This window comes from Achromobacter sp. 1011811831 (genome assembly GCF_059760905.1).
Genome location: NZ_JCBANG010000080.1, coordinates 1 through 23,450, shown reverse-complemented (window position 1 = coordinate 23,450; position 23,450 = coordinate 1). Strand labels below are relative to the sequence as shown.

19 protein-coding genes and 1 pseudogene are annotated in these 23,450 nt (G+C 60.6%); 10 read left to right on the top strand and 10 right to left on the bottom strand.

Features of this window, described 5'->3' with window-relative positions; all coding sequences use genetic code 11:
* Window positions 1–133 precede the first annotated feature (133 nt).
* From AC6LJ9_RS24085 to AC6LJ9_RS24065, 5 genes are all read left to right on the top strand, one after another.
* A complete protein-coding gene (locus AC6LJ9_RS24085; protein ID WP_498149499.1) occupies window positions 134–1,252 on the top strand; it encodes an agmatine deiminase family protein in 1,119 nt (372 codons plus the stop codon).
* Complete coding sequence (locus AC6LJ9_RS24080; protein WP_498149498.1) at window positions 1,222–2,790, top strand: hypothetical protein; 1,569 nt, start codon at window positions 1,222–1,224, stop codon at window positions 2,788–2,790. The genes AC6LJ9_RS24085 and AC6LJ9_RS24080 overlap by 31 nt, the downstream gene beginning before the upstream one ends.
* Window positions 2,791–2,938: 148 nt before the next feature.
* A complete protein-coding gene (locus tag AC6LJ9_RS24075) occupies window positions 2,939–3,781 on the top strand; it encodes a hypothetical protein (protein WP_498149497.1) in 843 nt (280 codons plus the stop codon).
* Between the two features lie 135 nt (window positions 3,782–3,916).
* Window positions 3,917–4,423 carry a sigma-70 family RNA polymerase sigma factor gene (locus tag AC6LJ9_RS24070; protein WP_498149496.1) on the top strand — a complete coding sequence of 169 codons (507 nt, stop codon included), beginning with the start codon at window positions 3,917–3,919 and terminating at the stop codon, window positions 4,421–4,423.
* Between the two features lie 85 nt (window positions 4,424–4,508).
* Window positions 4,509–5,435: a FecR domain-containing protein gene (locus tag AC6LJ9_RS24065; RefSeq protein WP_498149495.1), complete on the top strand. Its 927-nt coding sequence runs from the start codon at window positions 4,509–4,511 to the stop codon at window positions 5,433–5,435.
* A 40-nt stretch (window positions 5,436–5,475) separates the two neighbouring features.
* On the opposite strand, the gene AC6LJ9_RS24060 is transcribed toward AC6LJ9_RS24065, so the two are convergent.
* Window positions 5,476–7,917 (bottom strand): TonB-dependent siderophore receptor, encoded by a 2,442-nt coding sequence (locus tag AC6LJ9_RS24060; RefSeq protein WP_498149494.1) that lies wholly within the window; start codon window positions 7,915–7,917, stop codon window positions 5,476–5,478.
* A 282-nt stretch (window positions 7,918–8,199) separates the two neighbouring features.
* On the opposite strand from AC6LJ9_RS24060, the gene AC6LJ9_RS24055 reads away from it, so the two are divergent.
* Entirely contained in the window at window positions 8,200–9,180 is a 981-nt protein-coding gene (locus tag AC6LJ9_RS24055; RefSeq protein ID WP_498149493.1) for an Ldh family oxidoreductase, read from the top strand.
* Window positions 9,181–9,209: 29 nt separating this feature from the next.
* Here AC6LJ9_RS24055 and AC6LJ9_RS24050 read toward each other — a convergent pair whose 3' ends face one another.
* The 4 genes from AC6LJ9_RS24050 to AC6LJ9_RS24035 form a co-directional block, all read right to left on the bottom strand.
* On the bottom strand, window positions 9,210–10,211 hold the full coding sequence (locus AC6LJ9_RS24050; protein WP_498149492.1) for a Bug family tripartite tricarboxylate transporter substrate binding protein: 1,002 nt from the start codon (window positions 10,209–10,211) through the stop codon (window positions 9,210–9,212).
* 213 nt (window positions 10,212–10,424) lie between these two features.
* Window positions 10,425–12,053 (bottom strand): thiamine pyrophosphate-binding protein, encoded by a 1,629-nt coding sequence (locus AC6LJ9_RS24045; RefSeq protein WP_498149491.1) that lies wholly within the window; start codon window positions 12,051–12,053, stop codon window positions 10,425–10,427.
* Between the two features lie 241 nt (window positions 12,054–12,294).
* The gene (locus tag AC6LJ9_RS24040) at window positions 12,295–12,627 is read right to left on the bottom strand and encodes a hypothetical protein (protein ID WP_249204896.1); all 333 of its coding nucleotides are present in this window, start codon (window positions 12,625–12,627) and stop codon (window positions 12,295–12,297) included.
* Between the two features lie 514 nt (window positions 12,628–13,141).
* Entirely contained in the window at window positions 13,142–13,612 is a 471-nt protein-coding gene (locus AC6LJ9_RS24035; protein ID WP_498149490.1) for a hypothetical protein, read from the bottom strand.
* Window positions 13,613–13,882: 270 nt separating this feature from the next.
* On the opposite strand from AC6LJ9_RS24035, the gene AC6LJ9_RS24030 reads away from it, so the two are divergent.
* Window positions 13,883–14,404 (top strand): hypothetical protein, encoded by a 522-nt coding sequence (locus AC6LJ9_RS24030; protein ID WP_498149489.1) that lies wholly within the window; start codon window positions 13,883–13,885, stop codon window positions 14,402–14,404.
* Between the two features lie 3 nt (window positions 14,405–14,407).
* Window positions 14,408–15,151: a hypothetical protein gene (locus AC6LJ9_RS24025; RefSeq protein ID WP_498149488.1), complete on the top strand. Its 744-nt coding sequence runs from the start codon at window positions 14,408–14,410 to the stop codon at window positions 15,149–15,151.
* Between the two features lie 195 nt (window positions 15,152–15,346).
* Here the strand turns inward: AC6LJ9_RS24025 and AC6LJ9_RS24020 are convergent, their stop codons facing one another.
* The 5 genes and pseudogenes from AC6LJ9_RS24020 to AC6LJ9_RS24000 all read right to left on the bottom strand — a co-directional run bounded on the left by AC6LJ9_RS24020 (window position 15,347) and on the right by AC6LJ9_RS24000 (window position 20,524).
* A complete protein-coding gene (locus tag AC6LJ9_RS24020; protein ID WP_498149507.1) occupies window positions 15,347–15,556 on the bottom strand; it encodes an integrase core domain-containing protein in 210 nt (69 codons plus the stop codon).
* A pseudogene (locus AC6LJ9_RS24015) lies at window positions 15,517–15,627 on the bottom strand (IS3 family transposase); the annotation flags it as partial. The gene AC6LJ9_RS24020 and the pseudogene AC6LJ9_RS24015, both read right to left, overlap by 40 nt.
* On the bottom strand, window positions 15,603–16,145 hold the full coding sequence (locus AC6LJ9_RS24010; protein WP_498149487.1) for a DDE-type integrase/transposase/recombinase: 543 nt from the start codon (window positions 16,143–16,145) through the stop codon (window positions 15,603–15,605). The pseudogene AC6LJ9_RS24015 and the gene AC6LJ9_RS24010, both read right to left, overlap by 25 nt.
* A gap of 32 nt (window positions 16,146–16,177) precedes the next feature.
* Complete coding sequence (locus AC6LJ9_RS24005; protein ID WP_392413952.1) at window positions 16,178–16,432, bottom strand: transposase; 255 nt, start codon at window positions 16,430–16,432, stop codon at window positions 16,178–16,180.
* A 105-nt stretch (window positions 16,433–16,537) separates the two neighbouring features.
* Window positions 16,538–20,524 (bottom strand): NACHT domain-containing protein, encoded by a 3,987-nt coding sequence (locus tag AC6LJ9_RS24000; protein WP_498149486.1) that lies wholly within the window; start codon window positions 20,522–20,524, stop codon window positions 16,538–16,540.
* A gap of 308 nt (window positions 20,525–20,832) precedes the next feature.
* Between AC6LJ9_RS24000 and AC6LJ9_RS23995 the strand changes: the two genes are divergently transcribed.
* Both AC6LJ9_RS23995 and AC6LJ9_RS23990 read left to right on the top strand, forming a co-directional pair.
* On the top strand, window positions 20,833–22,059 hold the full coding sequence (locus AC6LJ9_RS23995) for a hypothetical protein (RefSeq protein WP_498149485.1): 1,227 nt from the start codon (window positions 20,833–20,835) through the stop codon (window positions 22,057–22,059).
* Window positions 22,060–22,148: 89 nt separating this feature from the next.
* A complete protein-coding gene (locus AC6LJ9_RS23990; RefSeq protein ID WP_498149484.1) occupies window positions 22,149–23,417 on the top strand; it encodes a hypothetical protein in 1,269 nt (422 codons plus the stop codon).
* Window positions 23,418–23,450 lie beyond the last annotated feature (33 nt).

Sequence of the window (23,450 nt, the reverse complement as noted above, 5' to 3'; positions counted from 1 at the left end):
TAATCAGTATTCCGCTAAATATATCGCTTGTCCGCGTGTTTTTCCGAGAAATACACTGGCATTCGAAGGTTGCGCGCCCTTTTTCCATCAACAAGAATTTTTTATCGATCCGTACCGATACCAGGAGCCCCGCGTGACGACCCGCCGCCGATTCCTCCAACATTCCGCCCTGCTGCTTGGGGCGCAAGCCGTGCCGCTGGGCCTGGCCTTCCACACCCCGGCCGCCCGCGCCGCCGTCAAGGGCTGGCACATGGCCGAAGAGAACGCGCCACAGGCGCGCGCCTTCATCGCCTTCGGCGCCCAGCAAGCCATCTGGGAGGACTACACGCCCGACGTGCAGGCCGCGCTGGGCCGCATCGCCCGCGCCATCGCCGCCTTCCAGCCCGTCACCGTGTACTGCCGGCCCGAGGAACGCCGCCTGGCCGAACACCATTGCGGCGCGGCCCGCGTCCGCTTCGAGGAAGCGCCGCTGGACGATATCTGGATACGCGACATCGGCCCGGTGTTCCTGGCCGACGGCCAGGGCAGCGTGGCCGGCGTGGACTTCAACTTCAACGGCTGGGGCGACAAGCAGCGCCACGACGCCGATTCCCGCCTGGCCAAGATCATGTGCGACGGCCTGGACATCGACCACCTGCGCAGCGATCTGGTCGGCGAAGGCGGCGGCATCGAGACCGACGGCCTGGGCACGGCCATCATGACCGAGAGCAGCTGGCTAAACGACAACCGCAATCCGCGCTGGACCAAGGCCGAGATCGAGCAGGCGCTGGCGCATGACCTGGGTTTCCGCAAGATCATCTGGCTGCCCGGCATCAAGGGCCGGGACATCACCGACGCCCACGTCGACTTCTATGCCCGCTTTGCCCGCCCTGGCGTGGTCGTCGCCAATCTGGACATGGATCCGGATTCCTACGACTACGAACTGACGCGCAAGCACCTGGACATCCTCATGCGCAGCACCGACGCCTACGGCAAGCCGCTGGACATCCACACCCTGCCGCCGCCGCAGAACCCGCGCCGCAGCCGCTTCCTGCGCGACAACCCCGATTTCGCCGCCGGCTACATCAACTACTTCGTCATCAACGGCGCCGTCATCGCGCCCGAGTTCGGCGACGCCAAGGCCGACGCCCATGCGCGCGAACTGCTGGAACGGCTGTATCCGGGGCGCAAGGTGGTGCAGCTGAACATCGACGCCATCGCGTCGGGGGGAGGCGGGATTCATTGCGTGACGAATCAGATGCCGGCGGCGTAGATGCGCGAGCCGCGCTGGCCAACGGAACATCCGGCGCGACGGCAGGCACGGCCGGGCTGAGTATCCGGCTCCGCTGGAACCCTTCGCGGATTGCAGCCACCCAGCGTTCCGATGCCCGCCATATCCCCTGCCGCCACACCGTCGATTTCCGGGCGCCCCATTACCTTGCCCGCCCGGAGAAACACACCTTGAGCATCGACCTCACCCAGCGCCATCCGGCCTATTCCCTGAGCCCGTCGAGACTCGGACGCATTTTCCAGGCCAAGTCCGAGCAAGACGCTTCGGCCATGACCTTGCTGGACAGGATCATCGACTACGTTTTTCGGGGCAATGCGAAACGGGACAGCATCCGGAACGTCTACGCCATCGTCGCCGCTCAGCGCGACGCCCCCATCGCTGACGCGGAGCCAGCCCGCATCAGCGCCTTCCTGCTACTGCGAGGCATGGCGCTGCCCCGGTATCGGAACATGTTCGAACTGAATCTGACGGAACATCCCAACGGAACCTGCGACTACGCCTTGATCATCGACGGCCAGGCACTGCACGCGCGGCGCGATATCCATGATCAGCAAGAGATCGCCCGCCTGCGCCAGGCTTGCCAGCGCATGAAGGTGGACGACCATCTGCTGAGCCTGCAGCAGCACAAGGACGACGCCATGAGCCTCATCCCTGCCGGCGAACCGCTGTCCATCAAGCAAGGAAACACTGGCGATTGCTACGCACTGGTCATCATGATCGGCGCCCTGTCCAGTCCCATCGTGCAGGAGAGCATCCTGAACTCGGCCGAAATCACCGAGCGCGGGGCGCTTCGGCTGACGTTCAACGCCAATATCCATTCACCCATGGGCAGGCAGCGACTGCTGCGGGGCGAGCCCCCTGAAACCCTGGCAAAGGTACTGGCTGATCGGCTTGAGATGCACAACCTGAAAAAGAAGGGATACGCGCTGGCATTGGAGAACGGCCGGCTGCAGGTCGACATTTCTCCGTCCAGGCTGAGGCGGATCATCGACAATCCTCACTCAGCCAGCACGAATTCGCTGATGGTCAAGGTTCTTGAGCATCTTGCGGGCAACCTGATGCAAAACGGACAAAGCCCGCTGCGTTCGAACCGTGACTCCATCGACGCGCACAACCAAAGAGCCGACAACTACGACCCCCTGATCGGCAACCTGCTGGGCTACGGCACCGCGTTCATGTATGGTCCGACAAATACCGAGGGCTTGTCGATGATCCTCGAACGAGCCGCCGCCAGGGGATGCTGCCTGGAAGACGGCAGCCCCAGATTCCTGTTCGTGGGCTGCGCATACGGTCAGCCTGATCCGTTTGGCAACATGCACTTCCATCACGCGTTCGTGCTGGATAGCGTCGGCTACGACATGACCGGCAAGGCCGTGTCGATGACCCTGGTCAATCCCTGGGACAATCTGGGCGAGAAATTCGTCCTGACGCTGGACGAGGCCATGAAGCGGGGTGTCGCCTTCGCCGAATATGCACGGCGCGGCACGCCGCTAGACCCTCGCATACCCGCGTTGCCTTGACGCGGCTTTGCGCTCGCGCGCGTGCGCCGGGATGGCCGTCCAGCCCATCCACCGACGCAAAAGCGGGCAAGATTGATCAGGCAGGCGCGTTCAGGCAGCGCCACGCCCTCTCTCCGGGACATAAACACACTCAAGCCCAACCCAAGACATGCAAAACGAAACAACCGACAAGAACGCGGAAAGCTCCGGAAAGAAAAGCTGGCTTCGCCTGATCCCCATTCCATTCACCGTCTTCCTGACGGCGATGTTCTATCTGCAGGGCAAGGCCTATCAGGCCGGCTACCTGGCGTATTTCCATATCGACGACACCCAGATGAGCATCTCCACGGCGGATGCGATGTGGCTTGCCTATCGCGCCTGGGGAAACGGCGCCGCCCATATCCTGCTGACCTCCGGCGATTGGTTTCTCGGCATGATCCGGTCGTTTCTCGTGCCGGTGACGATCGCCTGCCTGCTGCTGATCGTCCTGCTGGTGATCGCGCGATGCCGTGGGAAAGCCGCCGCGCCTAGCAATGCGGCCGCCTCGAAACGCCCCTTCAAAGACCTCAGCCTGCCGCGCCAGATCAGCTATACCGTGGGCGGCGCGGTGAGCTATGTTCTTGCGATTCCCGGTTCGATCATCGTTATCGCGTTTCTGGTCGCTTGCAGCCTTATCGTGCTGGTCGAACCGTTTCGAGCCATAGGCATGCGCGACGCCCAGGACCATTGTCAGAAGATCCCGCTGGCCGATTTGCCCACGATACCCAATCTGGCCGGCTTCGATTCGGCCAAGGGCGTCATCCATCAGCTCTGGTGCAGCACCGATACTTGCGCCGTGCTGCAAGCGGGCGCGGCATCCGTCGTGCCCAAATCGGCTATTGCCAGAACCAGCAGCCCTCCTTTGTCGCAACGCTTGCCCAAGCAGCCGGAGCAGCCCCATCCCACCATGTGCTCGCCGACACCCGCGCCAGAAAGCAACACGACCGGCGACGCCGGACCTGATCGCTCTTGAATACCTGTCATTCCCTGTGAACATACGATCCACAGGACTGCGCGCGGCGATTGCCCCTTCTCCCGCAATCCCCTAAAATGCGAAACACTCTTATTTGCATTTAGGCTGCGACAGTCAGCCCCTCGGGAGAAGCCCATGGAGGCTGAGCACTGCGACTCGCGGCAGCAAGTCGGCACGCTGTACCGCGATCACCACGCCTGGCTGCAGCACTGGCTGCGGCGGCGCCTGGGCAACGTCGGCGATGCCGCCGACCTGGCGCATGACACCTTCGCCCGCATCCTCGATTCGCGCCTGCCCGCCGTGCTGCACGAGCCCCGCGCCTACCTGACCACGGTGGCGCGCGGCATCCTGGTCAACTGGTATCAGCGCCGCGCGCTGGAACAGGCCTACCTGGAAGCGCTGGCGCAGTTGCCCGAGGATCAGGCGCCTTCTCCCGAACGCCAGTTGGCGGTCCTGCAGACCTTGCACGAGATCGACGCCATGCTGGACGCCCTGCCCGCGCCGGTGCGGCGCGCCTTCCTGCTGTCGCAGATCGAGGGCCTCACCTACGAGGCCATCGCCCGCCAGATCGGCGTATCGCTCATCACCGTCAAGCGCTACATGGCCCGCGCCTTCCGGCAATGCCTGGCCTGCATGGAATAGCGCCAGAACCCATGCAAAACAGCAACGCAAGACGGTTCTGCATGCACAGGCACGCTGCACCGCCCGGCATGCACGCAAGCATCGCATGAGCGCCGCCCCCGACATCCTCGACGAAGCCGCCGAATGGCTGGTGACACTGCACGCCGGCAGTGTGTCGGCCGAAGACCGCCAGGCCTGGATGGCCTGGCGCGCACGCAGCGCCGCCCATGAACAGGCCTGGCAGCGCGCCGAGCAACTGCTGGGCACGCTGGGTGGCGTGCCCGCCGTGCTGGCCATGCCCGCGCTGGACCGCCCCCGTGCGCGCCGCGCCGCGCTGGCCAAGCTTGCCGCGCTGCTGGCCGTGGCGCCGGCGGCCTGGGGCGCCTGGCGCTGGTCCGAGTCCGAAGGCTGGACCGCCGACTACCGCAGCGCCACCGGCGAGCGCCGCGAGATCCGCCTGGACGACGGCACGCGCCTGACACTGGACACCGGCGCCGCCGTCGACGTGCGCTACGACGCGACCCAGCGCATCGTCGTGCTGCGCGCCGGCAATCTCCATATCGCAACGGCGAGCGACCCGCGCCCCTTCGAGATCCATACGCGCGACGGCAGGCTGCGCGCGCTGGGCACGCGCTTCACCGTCGCGCTGCGCGACAGCCACAGCCGCCTCGCGGTCGAGGAAGGCGCCGTGCGCGTCACCACCGAACATGACTCGCAAGTCGTGCAGGCCGGCGAACAGACCGCCTTCTCGGGGCGCGGCATCGACAGTCCCGCCACGCGCGATCCGGCCGCCAGCGCCTGGACGCGCGGCATGCTGATGGCCGACGGCATGCCCCTGGGCGAACTGATCGCCGAACTGTCGCGCTACCGCAGGGGCATCACGCGCTGCGATCCGGCGGTCGCCCGCCTGCGCGTGTCCGGCACCTTCCCGCTGGCGGACACCGACAGCTCGCTGGCCATGCTGGCCGCCACCTATCCATTGCGGGTCGCCACGCGCCTGGGCGGATACTGGGTCAGCGTGGGCCCGCTCTGACACGAAGTGGCGGCCGGGAGCCCGGCCGCCCTCCGCGCCTTCACCACTTGTACGTCACATTCGCCGTCACGCTGCGGCCCGCGCCCAGCAGGCAGGCGCTGTTCAGGAAGCAACCCGCCACGTAGTACTTGTCGGTCAGGTTGCGCACGTTCACCGACGCGCTCAAGCCCTTCAAGGACGGATCCGCGCGACCGAAGTCATAGCCCACCATCGCGTCCACCAGCGTGTAGGCCGGCACCTTGAAGGTGTTCTGGGCATCGCCGAAGGTCGTGCCCGTATAGCGCACGCCCGCGCCCAGCGTCAGCCCTTCCAGCGCGCCGCTGGGCAAGGTGTAGTCGGCCCACAGCGACAGCAGATGGCGCGGCACCCGCACCGGCGCCTTGCCCTTGTTGCTGACGCCCATGAAGTTGGGATTGTCCTTGCTCACTTCCACGTCGTTATAGGTATAGGACGCGATCACGTTCAGCCCGCGCACCGGCCGCAGCACGCCTTCCAGCTCGATGCCGCGCGACGTCACCTCGCCTTCCTGCACGCTGAAGGACGTGTTCTGCGGATTAGTGGTCAGCACGTTCTGGCGCCGCAGGTCGAACGCCGACAACGTCACATAGCTGTCCGAGCCCGGCGCCTGGTACTTCACGCCCACCTCATACTGCTTGGCCGTCTCCGGCTTGAACTGCGCGCCGCGAACGTCCGTGCCCGCCAGCGGCGAGAAGGACTCGCTATAGCTCACATAGGGGAAGAAGCCGCTCTCGAAGGCATAGCCCAGCCCCGCCCGGCCCGTGAAATCCTCGGCCGCCGTGTCCGTGCGCGTGCCCAGCAGGCGATTGCGCGTGCGCTGGTTGACCCAGTCATAACGCCCGGCCAGCGTGGCCACCCATTGATCCAGCTTGATCTGGTCCTGCACGTACAGGCCCAGCTGGCGGCTGCTCTCGTCCGTGCTCAGGCGCGAGGTATAGCGCGAGGTATCGATGCTGACGCGGCGCGGATGATAGATGTTGATGGCCGGCGCATTGCCCGTCTGCGTGAAGGCCGTGCGCTTGCTGTATTGGTAATCCAGGCCGGCCAGCAGCGTATGGTCCAGCGCGCCGGTGGCGAACTTGCCCGCCAGCCGGTTATCCACCGAATACGTATCGCTGTCGTACTCGCGCAGCTGGTAGTAACGCGCGATGTCGGTGCCGTTGATCACGCCGCTGTTGCGGAACAGCTGGTCCTCATAGCCCTTGAAATGCCCGTAGCGGAAATTCTGCTGGAAGGTCCAGGCATCGGAGAAGGCATGACTCAGCTCATAGCCGATATTGCTCATCTCGCCCTGCTCCTTGTCGAAGCCCGGCTCGTTCAGCGAACGGTGGCGCGGCACCTTGCCGTTCGGGTTGGAGCCGTCCAGCACCGAATACGGCAGGTTGCTGGTGAACAGGTTGCGGTTCTTCTGGTACGAGGCCAGCAGCGTCACCGACGTGCGCGCGCTGGGCGCCCAGGTCAGGCTGGGCGCCACATAGACCCGGTCGTCCGGAATGCCGTCGATCGCGCTGTCCGCGTTGCGGCCCAGCGCCACCAGCCGGTAGGCCCACTCGCCCTGCTCGCCGATCACGTCGCCGATATCCATCGAGCCCTGCAGGCGGCGATTGCTGCCGGTGGACAGCCCGACCTCGCGATGCGACTCGAACAGCGGCCGCTTGGACACGAAATTGATGATCCCGCCCGGCGAACCCTGGCCGTACATCACCGAGGACGGTCCCTTCAGCACCTCGATCCGGTCCATGCCATACGGCTCCGGCGCGAAATACCCGGTATTGCTGTTGCGCAGGCCGTCCGTGTAGGCATTGGTGGTGATCTGCTGGAAACCACGCACCATCAGGGTATTGTCGGTGGGGTTGTCGCCGGCCACGTTGGCATGCACGCCCGCCGTATAACCGAGCGCGTCCGTCACCGTCTGCGCGCCTTGCACGGCCATGCGCTCCTGCGTCACCACCGAGATCGACTGCGTCGTCTCCATCAAGGGCGTCGCGGTCTTGGTCGCCGTGGTGGCGCTGCCGACCAGATAAGGATTCGCGCCGGAATACCCCGCCGCGCCCGTCACCGTGATCGCCGGCAGCGTCGTCGCGTCGGACACCAGCTTGCGCAGCGTATAGCTGCCGTCAACCCGCGCCACCATCTCAAGCCCGCTGCCCGCCAGCAAGCGCCGCGCCGCCTCGGCCCGGCTCAATTCGCCCGACACGCCGGGGCTTTGCAGGCCATCGGTCCAGGAAGGTTCGAACGCCAGCGAAATGCCCGAGGCCAGCGCGAAGCTGGCGACGGTCTTGCCCAGCGGACCGGGCGGGATGTCATAGACCTGGCGGACGTGGAGGCCGACCGGGGATTGGGGCGCCTGGGATTGGGCTTGGCTTTGGGCCGGGTTCTGGGCCTGCGCCGAGGCGGCCGCCAGGGAGCCGGCCAGCACGGCCAGGGAGATCGCGCGGCGACGCCGAGCGGAGGGGGAACGCATGGGTAGAGCCTCTCGAACTGGGGTGGATAGTAGCTATGCCAGCCGAGAAAGGAAAAGGTATCACCCTGGGATCGAATTTTTTTGTCGGCGAATCCATGGCGCGCACCGACGGACTTCGACCACACAGCCCGCTGCGGCCACCGCAAGACTCGTGGTGCGTGCCTGCCGACCCGTTTGCACCGCCTTCACCCTGACGCCAGGATGCTCCCCTTGCATTCCCCCCACGCCCTCGCTTGAGCGAACCGAATACCGGGGTATGCTGCAAAAAAACGGAGAACTGCCTTGCGATATGACGCGGAACAAGCACGCGCCCTGGCGCGGCGAGCAATCGGCAACGCCGGTGCGAGCGAGGCCGTGGCACGGTCCCTGGCCGACGCCACCGTCGCCGCCGAAATCCACCGCCGTCCCGGCGTGGGCTTCGCGCATTTGCTCGATTACCTGGATGGCTTGCGCCACGGGCGCATCGCCGGCAACGCGCACCCCCTGATCACGTTTCCCGTGCCGGCCGCCATCCGCGTCGACGCCTGCCAGGGCATCGCCCAGCTGGGATTCGACCTAGCTTTCGACGCCCTCTTGCACCGCGCCCAAACCTTCGGCATCACGGTCTTCGCACAGACAAACAGCTATACCGCCGGCGAGCTGGGCTACTACACGCGGCGGCTGGCCCAGGCCGGCCTGGTGGCGCTGGCCGCGACCAACGGCCCCGCGCTGGTCGCCGCGGGTAACGCCCGCGTGCCGGTCTATGGCACCAATCCGTTTTCCTTCGCGGCGCCGGTCGAGCACGGCATGCCGCTGGTGATCGACCAGGCGACCAGCGCCACCGCCTATGTCAACCTGCGCAAAGCTGCCGAGCATGGCGAGTCCATTCCCGAAGGCTGGGCCATCGATGCCGCCGGCCAGGCCACCACCGATGCGCGCGCAGCGCTGGACGGCCTGCTGCTTGCCTTCGGCGGCAAGCGTGGCGCCAACATCGCCTTGATGGTGGAAGTCCTGGCGGCGGGCATGACCGGCGCGAACTGGTCACTGGATTGCCCGCCGTTCGACCAAGGCAGCGACTCGCCGGCGGCGGGACTGTTCATTGCCGCGATGGCGCCGGCGCTGTGGGCGCCGGATTTTTCGGCGAGGCTGGCGGCGCAGCTGGAGCGCTTGTCGGGCCTGGGCGTGTACGTGCCGGGCAGGCAGGCGGAATCCCGCGAAATTGAAATCGCGGATTCTCTTACGGCCATGCTGGAAGATGGATCGAACCCGGCGCGCGACGCGTAAAACCAGCCACGTCTGTCAGCGCCCGGATCCTAGTTCACCTGCAACCCCGCCTTCGCCACCAGCTCCGCATAGATCGCGCTTCCGTCCCGCACATACCGCTCGGTATCCTCCGGCGACAGCACATGCGGAATCCCGCCGAAATTCTCATTCCCCGCGATCCACTTCGGATCCCGCGCGATCTGCTTGAGCGCCGCCGCCCATCGCTGCACCGCCTCGGGCGCCATCTTCGGCGGCCCGAACAGCCCGCTCCAGCCGATCACCGCCTCCATCTGCGGCAGCCCCAGCTCGCGCGCGGTGGGAATGTCCGGAAACTGCGCCAGCCGCTCGGGCGTGGTCGTCAGCAGCGGGCGCAGCTTGCCGCCGGTCAGCAGGCCCGTCATGGAACTGAGGTTGTTGCACGCGAAATCCACGTCCCGGCTCAACACCGCCAGCGCCACCTCGTTGCCGCCCTTATACGGCACGCTGACCACCGCGTCCGGCTTCAGGCCCAGCGTGCTGAGCAGCAGCTGCGGCGCCAGGTTCTGCACCGTGGCCGGGCCGGAGTGGCTGTAGTTCAGCTTGCCGGGCTTGGCCTTCACCGCCTTCGCCAGATCGTCCAGCGTCTTGTAGCCGCTGTCCGGATGCACCACGCAGACCACCGGGTTCAGCTCCAGTAACCCGATGTACGTGAAATCCCCTGCCGTGTAAGGCGTGGTCTTGGGCTGCAAGGCGGGCAGCAGCACCTGCGACCCGATCCGTCCCAGCAGCAGCGTGTAGCCGTCGGGCACGGCCTGCTTCACGGCGGCCGAGCCGATCGCGCCGTTCGCGCCCGCCTTGTTGACCACGACCACGGGCTGCCCCAGCAGCCCCTGCGCCGCGGCGGCCAGGTTGCGCGCCGCCATGTCGGCGTCGCCGCCCGCGCTGAAAGGAACGATGAGCTGTATCGGCTTGGCGGGATAAGCCTGGGCGGCGGCCAGCCCGGTACAGGCGCCCCATACACAAATCGCGGCGCGAGCAAAGGCAGCCGGCCGAAGGCCGGAGAGGCTGATCATGGGATGTCTCCTGTCGAGCGGGGGAACGGAACTACGCGATGAAACGACGTGGCAACGGGACGGCGGGACTGCGTGGTGAAGCGGGACTGAAAGTGCGCAGGCGCTGCGCTGAACAATGGGACTGCTAAACGAGACCGGACTGCGGCCGGCGTGATGCCTGCGGCTTACGCCTGCGGGTTCATCCCCATGCGGGCATACGTCACGGACTGCGGCTCAATGCCCGCCGGCGGACGGACCAGACGCGTTGAACACAGGCGCGGCCTCTCCCGCCATCGAGACATTGATACATGCCGGCAAGCCGCTGTCCGCCGCCCGCGCCAGCGCCGCGCCCAGGCTCTGCGCGTCATCCACCGCGAAACCCGCCCCGCCCAAGGCCGACGCCACCTCGTCATACCTGGCCGTCGGCGACAGCTCGCAGCCGATCAGCCGTTGCGGGCCATAGCTGCGCAGCTGGATCAGATGCTCCGCGTTCCAGCGCAGGTCATTGCCGATCACCGCGATGAACGGCGCCCGCTCGCGCACCGCCGTGTCCAGCTCCATCAGGTGAAAACCCGCCGTGCCATCCCCCATCAGGACCAGCACCGTCGCCCCGGGCCGCGCGATCTTGGCCGCGATGGCGTAGCACAGGCCCGCGCCGATGGCCCCCGACATGCCGTTGATGATGCGTACCGGCGCGCTGCAATAGGCCTGCGCCCACTGCCCGAACTCGCCGCCATCGCAGACCAGCACCGGATCCGGCGCGGACGCCAGAAACGCCTGCACCGTCTCGCACAAGGCACGCGGCCCCAGCGCCGCGCCCGCCGACGCGGCAGGCTCCGGCTTGCCGCGATAGCGCAGCGCCTCATCCACCCGCGCCCGCCACGCCGCGCGCGCCGCCGACGGCTGTGCCGCCCGCAAGGCGGACAGCGCCGCGATGGCCTCGCCCTGCACCGCCAGCGCCAGCCGCTCGCCCAGCAAACGCTGCGCGCGTTCCAGCATCGCGGCATCCGGATCGATCACCACGACCCGCGCCTGCCCGCCCAACGCCGCCGCGCCGCCAAAGCCCAAGGTGAAGTCCAGGCACTTGCCCGCCAGCACGATCAAGTCCGCGTCGGGAATGACCGCCGCCAGTGCGCCCAGCGAAGGATCCTTCAGGCCGCGCGGGCTTTCCATGGGGATGACGCGCAGGTCTTGCGCCTCCTCCAGCTGCCGGCAAGCGGCGCGCGCATGCCAGCGCGCGGCACTTGGGCCCGCCAGCACCAGCGGACGCTGCGCCGCGTGCAGCAGCGCGGCCAGCCGGTCCAGCGCGCCCGTGGCGAACGGCGCGATCGGCTGCGGCGCTGCTGGCGGCAGTTCCTGCAAGCCGGTCTCGGCCGTCAACAGATCGAACGGCAGCGCCAGATGCACCGGGCCGCGCCTGGGCGCCAGCGCCTGCCCGACCGCGCGGTCCAGCGCGGGATGCAGTTCCCCCACGCTCATCGGACGCAGCGACAGCTTCGTCATCGCGCGAGTGATTGCGACCTGGTCCAGCTCCTGGAACGCGCCCTTGCCGTCTTCCGCCACGGACGAATCGCCGGAGATCAGCAGCACGGGGCTTTCCGCCTGCAACGCCGAATACAGCGGCGCCAGCCCATTGGTCAGGCCCGGCCCCGCCGTCAGCATCGCCACGCCCAGCTCGCCGGTCATCTGCGCCCAGGCATCCGCCATGTACACCGCCGCCGCCTCGTGCCGCACATGGACGATGCGGATGCCCGAGTCGATACAGGCGTCGTACAGCGGCATGATCTGGTTGCCGGACAGGCTGAAGATGGTCCTGACGCCCTGGCGATGCAGCGTACGGATGATCAACTGGGATCCAAGCACCTGAGTCTCCTGTGGCGTCGCCCGGGACATGGCCGGGCGCGGTTTGGCGGGGATGGGGAGCGGCCAGTGTAATGAGCAATGGCGCGTGTTTGGTTGGGGAATTTTGAAGCTAGGGGGTGGGCGCGGAAATGGAACGGGCCGCCTTGGGGGTGGCGACCCGGGATGTGCTGCGGTGCCTTGATGGGAGGCGGTTGTTGAGGCCTGTGGGTTGATTGGCCAGTTGGTTTGTTGGGTTATGGACTTATTGGATTACCGGCGGCGCGTCGTGCGTTTCGGTGCAATGCGCCAGCGCCAGGCCGGATTCACGGGCCTGTTCCAGCATGGATTCGGTCAGCGTGCCGATGTGGTCGCACAGGCTTTCGACTCCGCCTAGCAGGGTGGCTACGGTCCAGGCGTCCAGAGGTTGCGAGCCGGTGGCGTCGGGTTCGGAGGCGCTGTTGCCAACCATGCGGGCGATGGTTTCGATGGCGTAGCGGGTGCGGTCCAGGTGTTGGAGATGGGAGAGCGCGACCAGGCCGTGTTCGGGGTCGGTGTCCAGGGACCAGGGGTTTTGGGTTAGGGGGTGCGGGGTCATGGGAGCCTTGGGTGAGATTGGGTTGGTTCTCACGCCCCTGGGCAAGACGAGGTTGGAAGATGGGAATCACCGGGCCAGCGGGGGCTGGCTTGGCCTCGCCTTGGGCTTGCCTTCTTTTGGAAGATGGTTTGCTGGGGCGTGTGAATACCGGGGATCCGTCTTGGGGACGGCGGTTCACTTGGTGAGATTTCCGGCTTCCAGACCGGGCTACCGTTGGTGCGGTAGCGGGGGGAATATATGGGGAAATGGGCTTCTTTTGTTGAAGGATTTCAACTTATGGGATGGATCTAGGACTGAATTACAGAAGCAATTCAGATCTAGAGATGGTTTTCGACCCGAAGCAGGCATCAAAGGGATCCCGCGATAGTTGCCCAGCGCACATCGAGTGTATCCAGTGGGCTAACTGGTCTCGCGAACCACCTGTCCTGGCTCTCGGTGGCGACGGGGGTCATCGCCTAGCCGGGTGCGAGGCTCGCGCGGTACGGCGGCGGTGCCAACGGCTGCTTGCTCCTGCTCATCGATTACCACTCAGCAGGCCGCCCTGGCGCTGCTCCTTCAGGATTACGTCGCGGACGCGCAGGTCCACCAGCTGCGCAAACTGCTTAGCGCGCATGTGGTCGTCCCCATCGCCCGTGACCTGCGTGCTCGCCTGCGCGTTGCCGCGCGCATCCACCGACACGTCGATGTAGACGTTCACGTCGCCGCCGCGCCCGCCGCCGTCCGTCGCGTCGCGCAGCATCCTCGCCGTGTCGCGGAGGCTGGTCGCCAGTATCGGTCCCCCGACGAACTCCATGCCACGCCCGCCGACGATGCCGAACTGTCCGGCCGGGATGCGCCTGCCGTCGTCGTACGCGCCCGAGAAGCGCTGCTGCGAAATGGCGGCAATCTGCGCCGCGCCGACCGCCGCGATGCGCACGCCCTCAACGATGTTCATGGGGTAGCTCAGCTCGGCGTTCGCCTTCGCGATGCCAGCGGCGATGCCCATGAGGGAGCGGCGCCCTCCACGCAGCACGAGTCCTCGAGCCCCTCGAGGAACCGCTCCTTCGCTTTATATTCGAACTTTCCCGTGACCTGCTCATCTTGAGGATTTACGGCGAGCATTCGGTCACGACTTTGCGCGCGCGTAACCCCCTGAACACGCCCCTCTGTGACGTCAGCAAAAACTGTGATAATCATGCCAGTTGCCGCCCGAGTTGGGATCGGGGGGTTTCAGGGGGTCGCCTGTGGACGACCGTCATCCAACGCAGAATGGGGAATGGAAATGTCTCAAGAAGGGGATTTCGAGAAGACGTCGGAACTGCTGCTCAAAATCAATGACGTTGTCGGAAAAATGGACGAGTCAGTACGAGTCCAGACTTTTGACTTACTGGTGTCCAAATTTATTGGGAAACAGGCGCCGGCAAAACTGGCTGCCGCTCCAAAAGAAGTTGATGCGCCAGTAGTTGAGGATGCAGTTGATACGAGCGATCTAGGCTCCTTCATTGCGTCTTTTGACACCAAGAAGCCCGCAGACGCATTGAACGTACTGGTTGCCTGGCTTTTCTCGCAGCGCGGATCTCAACCCTTCTCGATTAAGGAGTTGAAAGAATTGGCAGATGCTTCGGGACTGACCATTCCAAGCCGGCCCGACATGACGTTCAAGGGATCAAAGAACGGCGGCAAAGCACTGTTCGTCCAAAGCGGCAAGAATTGGAGGCTCACGGTCAGTGGAGAGCTCCACATCAAAGAAACCTACAAGGTGACGAAAGGAAGCTCGGCGCCCACAAGTGAGGAATGATAGATGACACTCGTGGAGTTCTTACATCCCCTAAAGGGCTCATCCAATCGCGACCTCTGTCTTGCTGCCATGTACTTCCATCAGCGCTATGACGGTGTTGACGAGGTAGCCATTGAAGCCGTACGGGCACTCCTGAAGAAGGCGCGTGTCCCCAAAGCAGCCACGATGAATATTGCCGATGTGCTCTCCAAGTCGGCGCCCATGGTGGATGCAGCTGGGAAGCAAGGCAGAAGCATCCTTTGGAGACTGACGAATTCCGGACAGGAGCGCGTACGGCAGCTGCTTGAGTTGCCTGAGCATGACATTGAAGTGGAAAACGATGTCGCATCGCTTCAGGCGTTGGTGGACAAAGTCGCGGACGAGGGCACGGTAGACTATTTGCGAGAGGCGCTTAAGTGTCTCCAGGTAAATGCCCTGCGAGCCACAGTCGTTTTTATTTGGTCTGCCGCTGTAAAGAAAATTAGAGATGACGCGTTTGCATGCGGTGTGAGCCTCGTTGACGCCGCAGTCAGGAAACATGACCCGAAAGCCAAAACGATCACTAAAGCGGATGATCTAGTGTTAGTAAAGGAGTCAACCTTGTTGCTTGCAGCGCAAGAATTGGGAGTTTTTGACAAGAATCAACGAGGCATCCTAGAGGAATGCCTCAATCTGAGAAACAAGTGTGGACACGCGGGGAAGTACAAACTGGGCCCCAAGAAGGTGAGCAGCTTCTTCGAAGATCTAATGGGGATCGTTTTTCAGTAACTGACACCGTGTGAGTGGGTCATTCCACACAAGAGCTTGAGTTAGAAAGGCCCGCCATGAGCTGGCCTTTCTGCGAACACGAAACAACAACGTTGGTGCTACTCGTCGCGGACCCCGAGGTCGAACTCCGTTTGTTCGCAGCCATCCTTGTGGTCGGTAATCCCCCATTTTTAGCGATTGCCAGAAGTAGGAACGCTACGCGGCCATGGCCAACCGCTGTTTTGGGGTAAATCCACCCAGAGCCATATTTGGGCGCTCGTGATTGTAGGACCATATCCACTGCGTGGCGACGCGCTGTACGTGGTCCAGATCGTCCCAGTGTATTGGGACAACCATTCGTAGCGCACGGTCCTGTTGAACCGTTCGACGTAGGCGTTCTGTTGTGGCTTGCCCGGCTGGATATATTCGAGCTTTATGCCCCATGTCCCGGCCCACTCGACAATTGCCGCGCTCAAGTATTCAGGTCCGTATCGCACCGAATGGCTAAAGGCTTTCCCCGCCAGCCGATGATCTGCTTTAGCGTGCGGATCACGCGCTCGGACGGCAGCGAGAAGTCAACCTCAATGCCCAGAGCCTCGCGGTCGAAATCGTCGATCACGTTGAACACGCGGATGCTGCGCCCATCGGCAAGCTGGTCATGCATGAAGTCCATCGACAATACCTGGTTCACGTTGGTCGGCACGGTCACTGGCTCAGGCGTTTGCCGAATCAGCCGTTTGCGCGGCTTGATCCGCAGGTTCAGTTCGAGTTCGCGATAGATCCAGTACACACGCTTATGGTTCCAGCCAAAGCCTCGAACATTGCGCAGATATAGGAAGCACAGACCAAAGCCCCAGTTGCGGTGGTTGTCGGTCAAACGCAGCAGCCAGTTGGAGATATCCTTGTTCTCAACGTCCGTCTTGGCGACGTACTGGTAGCAAGTCTGGCTGACCCTGAACGCCTCGCAGGCCATCCGGATAGATACGCCGCGATCTTGCACGGCACGTTGGGCCATCTCGCGGCGGCGAGATGGCCTCACCACTTTTTTTATAGCGCCTCCGTCACGATCTCGGCCTTGAGCTTCTCCTCGACGTACATCTTGCGCAGCCGAGCGTTCTCGGCCTCCAGCTCCTTCATGCGCGCCATCAGCGATACGTCCATGCCGCCATACTTCGAACGCCACTTGTAGAACGTAGCCGAGCTGATGCCCAACTCTCGGCACAGCTCTGGAACGGCAAGACCTGCCTCCACGCGCTTGATGGCTTCAATGATCTGGCTATCCGTAAATCTCGACTTCTTCATGCGGTAGAACTCCTCAACGAGAAAATTCTACTTCTGACCTCATCGCTTTTGCGGGGGAATTACCATATCAATTCGATATTTCGCCTGATTGAATATATTCAAATTTCAAGCCAACTCAGGCAACTGAAAATCACGCAACTCTAGCTCAGAAATTTCAGAACCTATATTCTGTAGAAAAGAATTTAAAATCATAAGATATCTGTCTAAATTTTGCGCCCCAAGTTCCGAAACTTTCCCCATCATATGATCAAAAACGACTCTAAACTCAGGACTCAACCCTCCTCTATAAACGGTCATCCCCAGAGAATCTATAATACAATGGATCGCGTACAACCTATTTTCTGAAACTGCATATTCAAAATTCTCAACGACAAATCTAGCGTCATCAGCAGAGAAATCAGGGCGAGCCATTGCTATCAAGAGCTTACTTAGGCACTCGTGAGGAAACTTGCTCGCTGATTTATATTGAATTTCGTTAAATACGAATCCCAAAACCTCTCTTGCCGCACCGACCCATACTGCGAGAAGGCGCAGCAACCCTATCCGCCCCGTATCAATCTGGTATTGATGCAACAACCACCTTACATATTCTTCATTTACCTTATGCCCATTCGTATGAAGATAAATTTTCTCGCACCCAAGAGCATTTAGCGCTTCTATCCAGCCACTCGATTTTTCACCCAGAATATTCTTATTTAACTCAAACCAATCGAGTCGAAGAGCCTGCAAATTTGGAAAACAATAAGAACGCAACCATTCGCAGGTCACAGCATCCAACTTTCTTCGATTGAAGCAGAACGAAACTATCGAAGCGGCAAAAGATCGAATCTCCTGAGATGGAGATTTTTCCACTGCCATCATTATGGAATCTATTGGAATCTCTTCCGATCCCATGACATCAAAGCGAGGTTCAGCATAGGCAAATACTTCCCACAATGGAACGCCTCCAAATGGACCAGTCAGAAAAAACTCTTTTGCATCCACGCCATCGCAAGACCATGACTCCTCTGCCTTGCGCCAAGCAGGTTCGTCTCCAAACTTGCCACTTTCAAGTTTATTTATCGCCTCTTGAAAACTGCCTATATCTCTACAATTTGACGTGACAACCTTGACGACCCAAGGTAGGTAGCCTTCAATCTCTTTTAGAGCGCCAATCAAGTCTTTTCTTTCGATCTCTTTCAGAGCCTCGGCCAGAGTTTCAACAGAAGGATTTTTGAAGAAACTTTCAAATTCAAAAAAACAGGCCCATTCATCACCTAGTTCACTTCCATCAGGACAAGCCATTCCCTTAAATCTATCTACCATCTCAGGATGAGGCAAAAGAACTCCCTGTAGATCGACCTCGATTGATCCTGCTTGATCAATGATTCTACTTACAGATAAACCACGCGCCCTATCTTTAAAGTACTCAGACTGCGCACCAAACCACTGCGGAGCAGTCGAATCGTCCTCCAAACATGCAGTATCAAAAGCAGCAGAGCGAATCGGAAGGGCGAAAAAATTCTCAATATACCTATCTTGAAAAAAACCATAAAAAATAGGTTGATCCGCATCCGTTCTATCGAATCCATAAAGCACTTCCTCATAGAGCCTACCCATCTCCTTCACATTTTTCGGCCAGTTCTCTCGAATAACATCTTCCAACCATGACTCTCTAATTTTTGTTTGAAGATGTACAACAAAATTCCATGCCGATAATGATCGCTCAAGGCTAGCTTGACCCAACCAAAGCTCTATGTGCTTTTGATACTCTCTCGTTACCGATCCATCATATGCATCCACCAGATCCATAGGAACGGCAGAGTACTTTCCTTCCAAATGGAGCAACCCCATAGCGATAGACACAAGACTTCTCTTTATTGCAGGCACATTTCCTATGATTCCACTTATTAATATTTCACCTGCAAGATGCGAACCCAGGCAAGCATTGCCAACATTATCATCTGAACTATTTAAATATTCGCAAAGCCTACTAGACAAATGTCGCAATGGCCGAAGAGAAGTATCTACGAAGAAACGTCCAACGGAAAACAAGAGCGTATTTCTCCAGTATGAGCTATGGGCAATACGTTCGAGCCTCCGTTCAATCAATTCTTCACTGCCTGTCGTAATGCAGGCGGCAGCCATGTATTCCTGCAATGATCTAACCTCAAAGCTAAGCCTTCCTACACTCCGGCTTGTCAGAAAGACCAGCCGCTCACTAGCTGCGCCGACTATTTGATCGCAATACTCCTGAAGCTCATCCGCCTCCAGACCATCTTCAAGCAGGCAATTCGTCACAAGACGCTTAAATTCCTCCATTGGCATTTCAGCCTGAGTCCCGCCTGAAACAGCCCCCCTACGCTGCAAAATAAACCCCACCTTGTGGTGGAGTAAATCTATATCCTGTCGCCGTTCATTTAGAACCCTATCAAAAGGTCTAACCGCCTTCTGAAGCTCTCTTTCGTATATTGTTTTGTAGTAATCATTGAACAATTGCCATCGACTCTCACTAGGCTTTCCGCTAGCAGCAACCACCGTCACCATAAAAGAAACCTGGAGCGGCGAGCACATTAGTTTTGCAATTAGATCATTTCTGCTTGCTTCACTCAATATTCTCCTTGCATCCTCAGCCATCCGCCCCCCTCGCCTACTAATCTTGCTCTCTATATACCGATCAGCACACAAAAGCGCACGCTCTCTCGAGAATTGCAATAAATGCAGGAGCTCCACCCCTTCCTCATCGAATTCTCCGTTATATCCATCTCTCCTCGAAGTAGAAACGACCATAATGTCAGCATTTAACAGGCGAGCTTCGGAGAGAAACCCTCGTATAGCCGCGACAACTTCACTCCGATTGCTAGAGCTCGGAACCTCATCCAGCCCATCTAGAATAAGCAGCGTGGGAAAGTCACGCAACCACACTCGCAGACAATCATGCTTGATATCAACATCTCTAGATATGTCAGCTCTTATATACGCAGACAGCGTATTAATCGTCGGAGTTGAGTCAGTAGAGGCCAGCACTCTCGCAAAAGCATTTAGCTCAATGCGAAATGGATAGCGAGGCGTTGCTGGCCACGAGAACCCCTCTCTGGAGCACGTCTCTTTAATTTCCTCGATAGCATTTTTGACGCTATCTTCCAGCAAATATCGCGGAGTTCTATCCAAAATAGCTGCGCGATGCACTTGGGAAAGAAACTGGCCTATCGTAGATTTTCCAGAACCAGGCCCACCTAGGAACGCATATCGAGAAAATAGCCTTTCAAATGGCAATTTCTGCTTGAGAGAGGCGTCCAAACTTTGTTCTTCTAGAGATTCTGGATCGAGCTTTGTCGCAGATATTTTTAATAGTTGTCGCAACGCAGTGAGAGTGTTCTCATCTTCCAGATCATCATCGTCATCTGATTCCTGACCGGCCTCTCTCCCCACTGGCAAATCAAGAAAAACAGAAGCAAGCGATATTCGCTCTTCGCTCTTATCACCCGCTTGACTAACTCTTGCATCCTCGTCGAGCAACAGCGATCTACACAAGTGCATGGCCAGCACGGAATGAGGATCACTGACACCAAATGATATAGTATCCGAATACCTCATTAACAAATCACCGGGTGTAAAAAAAATTGAGAATCTTTGCCGTATCTCACCATTCCCATCTATTAGCGTAGCGATTTTTGACGCATCCCAGATCTCATACACCTTGATTCCCAGCTTTTCTTTATACTCTTCGAAGATTCCCTCGACAACATCATGCCCACCAGTCCCAGCGACTGAAGTCAACTCAACATTCGTACAAAAAATATAATATTCCGGATTTTTTTTTCTCTTTTTACTCCCCTCCCAGCGCTGGAGTTCCGCCCTTAACTGGCGCTGCACCCAACGCTGCTCAGTTAGAGTATCTTCCCGTCGTTCTTTGAATTTTGCCTGAACAACCCCATATCCATTCCAACATTCCTGAGGAGGATATGGATAGGGGACCTTACCCTGAAAAGTAGCCTCCCGCCCACCATCAGGGCCGTTGCCAAATGGCTTTATTCCATTTCCTATAATTTTTAATACAATCACCCTAACAAGCTGTTCAAAAGAATCAGGCGAAAATCCGGAGAAATCCATCTTCAATTACCTGCTAGAAATTAGTTTCAATTTATTTCTTAACCCCTCATAGTTTTTCATGGCAAATAAAATTTGGCAAGCCCCCCCCCCACAACACAGCCAACACACACAGAACACAATATTGAAAACCAAGTTAATCGTTTAATTTATGCACATACAATCTACCGTCAGGTCAAGCTGAAACCCAACCCTCAGAAAAGTGGAGCTTAATATTCACAGATTTTACGAAGCGCACATACTGGAAAAATTGAAGCCGCGTAGCTAATCAATATCCTTGCTAATACCCGTTAACTCTTGGATTTTCCTAAATGATCTGGCGATCTACCTGCAACCCACGTTCGTATTTAGTAGCCGCAACACTAGCCACTCTGTCCGTCTTCGTAGAGCCAACCACCGCCACCCCCCGCACCATCTACACCGGCCCCCTCCAAGGCGCCGGCACCATCGTCCTAGAACTAGACGATCAACCAACCCCATCCAACAGCCCCCTAACCGGCCGCTACTTCTACCCCGCCCACGGCACAGACATCCCCCTGACCGGCACCGCCGCCTCCCTGACCGAACCCTCCCCCTCCCCCACCACCTCCACCCCCGCCGCCACCTGGCAAGGCACCCTCACCCCCACGTCCTACAAAGGCACCTGGACCGACGCCAAAACCGGCAAGCAACGCCATTTCGACCTGAAGCGCGTCGCCCAATACGACACCGCCCAGCTAGAACAAGACCGCAAGCAAGCCCGCGCCACCCAAATCAACCTGGGCGACGTGGACGTGAACGCCGGCATCACCTCCGCCCGCGCCCCCTACGACACACTGAAACTCACCGGCCACGCCAAGCCCGTCGGCAAGGAAATCGGCAACGCCACCATCGCCTATCAGATGTGGCAGGACCCGCGCACCAAATTCCCGTACCCCCGCCTGACCCGCCATCCCGACCCGCAGGTCATGCAGCGCATCAACTACCTGCTGGAGCAGCGCCATTGGCAAAAGAGCCTGGGCGCGCTGGACTGCAAGGCGACCGCGTACACCAGCACCAATCCCATGGCGGGCACGCTGGGCGGGTTTGATGAAGAGGATGTGAAAGTGACCTGGCTGTCGCGCGCGCTGATGACCGTGACGGAATCCGGCAGCCTGGATTGCGGCGGCGCGCATCCGTACAACCATTTCGATGTCTATACCTTCGACCTGCTGCGCGGCGAGTATCTGGACTGGAACCGGGTGTTTGACGCCTATGTGCCCGGCAAGCGCACGTTCGGCGGCGAGAAGAGCGCGGCGCTGCTGACGCTGGTGAAGCAGGCGGTGGACCAGGGGCCGGACGCCAGCAAGGCCGACCAGCATCCGAATCAGGAGGATTGCGCGGACCTGTGGCCGGATTATCTGGCGCTGGGCGCGCAGGCGCCGGGCGCCTTGAGCCTGTCGGTGTCGGGCGTGGGGCATGCCTCGGGCGCGTGCCTGGGCACGCATGCCCAGGTGCCGTTCAAGGCGCTGACGCCGTATCTGAAACCGGGCGGCGAGGCGTATCTGGTGCGGGACTGACCCGGGCGGCGCTGACGGGCGTATAGTCGTGCGATAAATAAAAGCCAGATGCATGGCGCGCCGCTGAAAAACATGATTCGGGGAAATCGATGCGCACCGTCAGAACTATCCTGTCCATCCTGATTCTTGCCGTGTGTTCGGTATCGCCTGCCCATTCGGAAGGGATTTGGCATACCGACTCGGCCGGCTGTCGCGTGATCAAGCGGGCGACCCAGCTCAGTCCGGGCTATTCATATGGATGGAGCGGCGCTTGCAAGAACGGATATGGCGAAGGCGCCGGGACCCTTACGAAGTACTTGAATGGACACGTGATGTCCACGGCGACAGGCGTGCTAGTGCATGGGGCCTGGCAAGGGAAGGTCGTGGCCCAGGAGCGCCAAGGGGAGGCCCAGGAGTACTTTTATGTCGATGGAGAACTCAGCAACAAGGCGGCTCCCGCCGGAGCCTCGCCGGAAAGCAAGGTAGCCAGCAGCCCAGGCAGCGGCAATGTTCCCCCTAAAGCTGCCGCTGCGCCCGGCAGCGCCACACGGACGGCATCAACCCCTGCCGCCGCCAGTTCGAAAGAGCGATCGACGGCCTCCGCGAACTGTCCGGTTGAAACGACGATTTCAAGCCCCTCTCACGGGGCGATCACGCTGAAGTTCGCGGCCCTGCGCGAGAAAATGCTCCCGAAAGCAGAGTTGGATGCGTACTTCCAGGATCTGGTGGCGCTCCAGCGGGAAGCCAGCACGAACGTTCAAAATAACGGGCTGCGCATCTACTCCGCCTACGGCATGACCGACACGCCGCGGCAACGCGCATTGCTTGGGTGCGAAGGGAACTCAGGTGGCGCCTGCGCCGACCTGGTCATCAACAGGGAACCGCCGAACTTCGCTGACACCATCACGCCACGGCTGAAGGTGTATCAGTGCCATCGTGACGCGGGATGGCCCTCGGCCAGCGATTCCGCATCGCCGCGCGGCAAGACGCCGATATCAACGACCGCCGCGCCTGCCGGTGCTCGGCCGCAGGCGCCGGCACAGGAAAATGATCATGCGCCGTACATCTCGGGCAAATGCGTGCGCATCGTCCAAAGCGGAAAAGGCGTGTCGGACGCGTACAAGCGGATCCAGAACGATTGCGCGAAACCCGTGGCCGTCACGTTCTGCCTTGAAGCGCCCGGGCCGATCAACCAATGCCTGAATCCCCTCAGGTATGGCCTCAGCGACGTCATACCGGCGAAAAAGTCCCAACTGACGGCGGACGCGATTCAAGGACCTTGGACTGCGTGGTTCTTTGTCTGCGATATGAGCAACCCGAAGAAGCACAGATGCCTGGTGCCCAAGGATATTGCGGGAGCCGGCGCGTTCAGGGATTGATGGATGATGGCGCTACGGCTCGACTCGCTCACG

What these genes read in the sequence shown, in the direction of transcription:
- AC6LJ9_RS24075 (WP_498149497.1), top strand. Translation starts at nt 2,939, where the DNA reads ATGCAAAACGAAACAACCGACAAGAACGCGGAAAGCTCCGGAAAGAAA.
- AC6LJ9_RS24070 (WP_498149496.1), top strand. Translation starts at nt 3,917, where the DNA reads ATGGAGGCTGAGCACTGCGACTCGCGGCAGCAAGTCGGCACGCTGTAC.
- AC6LJ9_RS24065 (WP_498149495.1), top strand. Translation starts at nt 4,509, where the DNA reads ATGAGCGCCGCCCCCGACATCCTCGACGAAGCCGCCGAATGGCTGGTG.
- AC6LJ9_RS24060 (WP_498149494.1), bottom strand. Translation starts at nt 7,917, where the DNA reads ATGCGTTCCCCCTCCGCTCGGCGTCGCCGCGCGATCTCCCTGGCCGTG.
- AC6LJ9_RS24050 (WP_498149492.1), bottom strand. Translation starts at nt 10,211, where the DNA reads ATGATCAGCCTCTCCGGCCTTCGGCCGGCTGCCTTTGCTCGCGCCGCG.
- AC6LJ9_RS24040 (WP_249204896.1), bottom strand. Translation starts at nt 12,627, where the DNA reads ATGACCCCGCACCCCCTAACCCAAAACCCCTGGTCCCTGGACACCGAC.
- AC6LJ9_RS24035 (WP_498149490.1), bottom strand. Translation starts at nt 13,612, where the DNA reads ATGGGCATCGCCGCTGGCATCGCGAAGGCGAACGCCGAGCTGAGCTAC.
- AC6LJ9_RS24030 (WP_498149489.1), top strand. Translation starts at nt 13,883, where the DNA reads ATGGAAATGTCTCAAGAAGGGGATTTCGAGAAGACGTCGGAACTGCTG.
- AC6LJ9_RS24025 (WP_498149488.1), top strand. Translation starts at nt 14,408, where the DNA reads ATGACACTCGTGGAGTTCTTACATCCCCTAAAGGGCTCATCCAATCGC.
- AC6LJ9_RS24010 (WP_498149487.1), bottom strand. Translation starts at nt 16,145, where the DNA reads ATGGCCCAACGTGCCGTGCAAGATCGCGGCGTATCTATCCGGATGGCC.
- AC6LJ9_RS24005 (WP_392413952.1), bottom strand. Translation starts at nt 16,432, where the DNA reads ATGAAGAAGTCGAGATTTACGGATAGCCAGATCATTGAAGCCATCAAG.
- AC6LJ9_RS24000 (WP_498149486.1), bottom strand. Translation starts at nt 20,524, where the DNA reads ATGGATTTCTCCGGATTTTCGCCTGATTCTTTTGAACAGCTTGTTAGG.
- AC6LJ9_RS23995 (WP_498149485.1), top strand. Translation starts at nt 20,833, where the DNA reads ATGATCTGGCGATCTACCTGCAACCCACGTTCGTATTTAGTAGCCGCA.
- AC6LJ9_RS23990 (WP_498149484.1), top strand. Translation starts at nt 22,149, where the DNA reads ATGCGCACCGTCAGAACTATCCTGTCCATCCTGATTCTTGCCGTGTGT.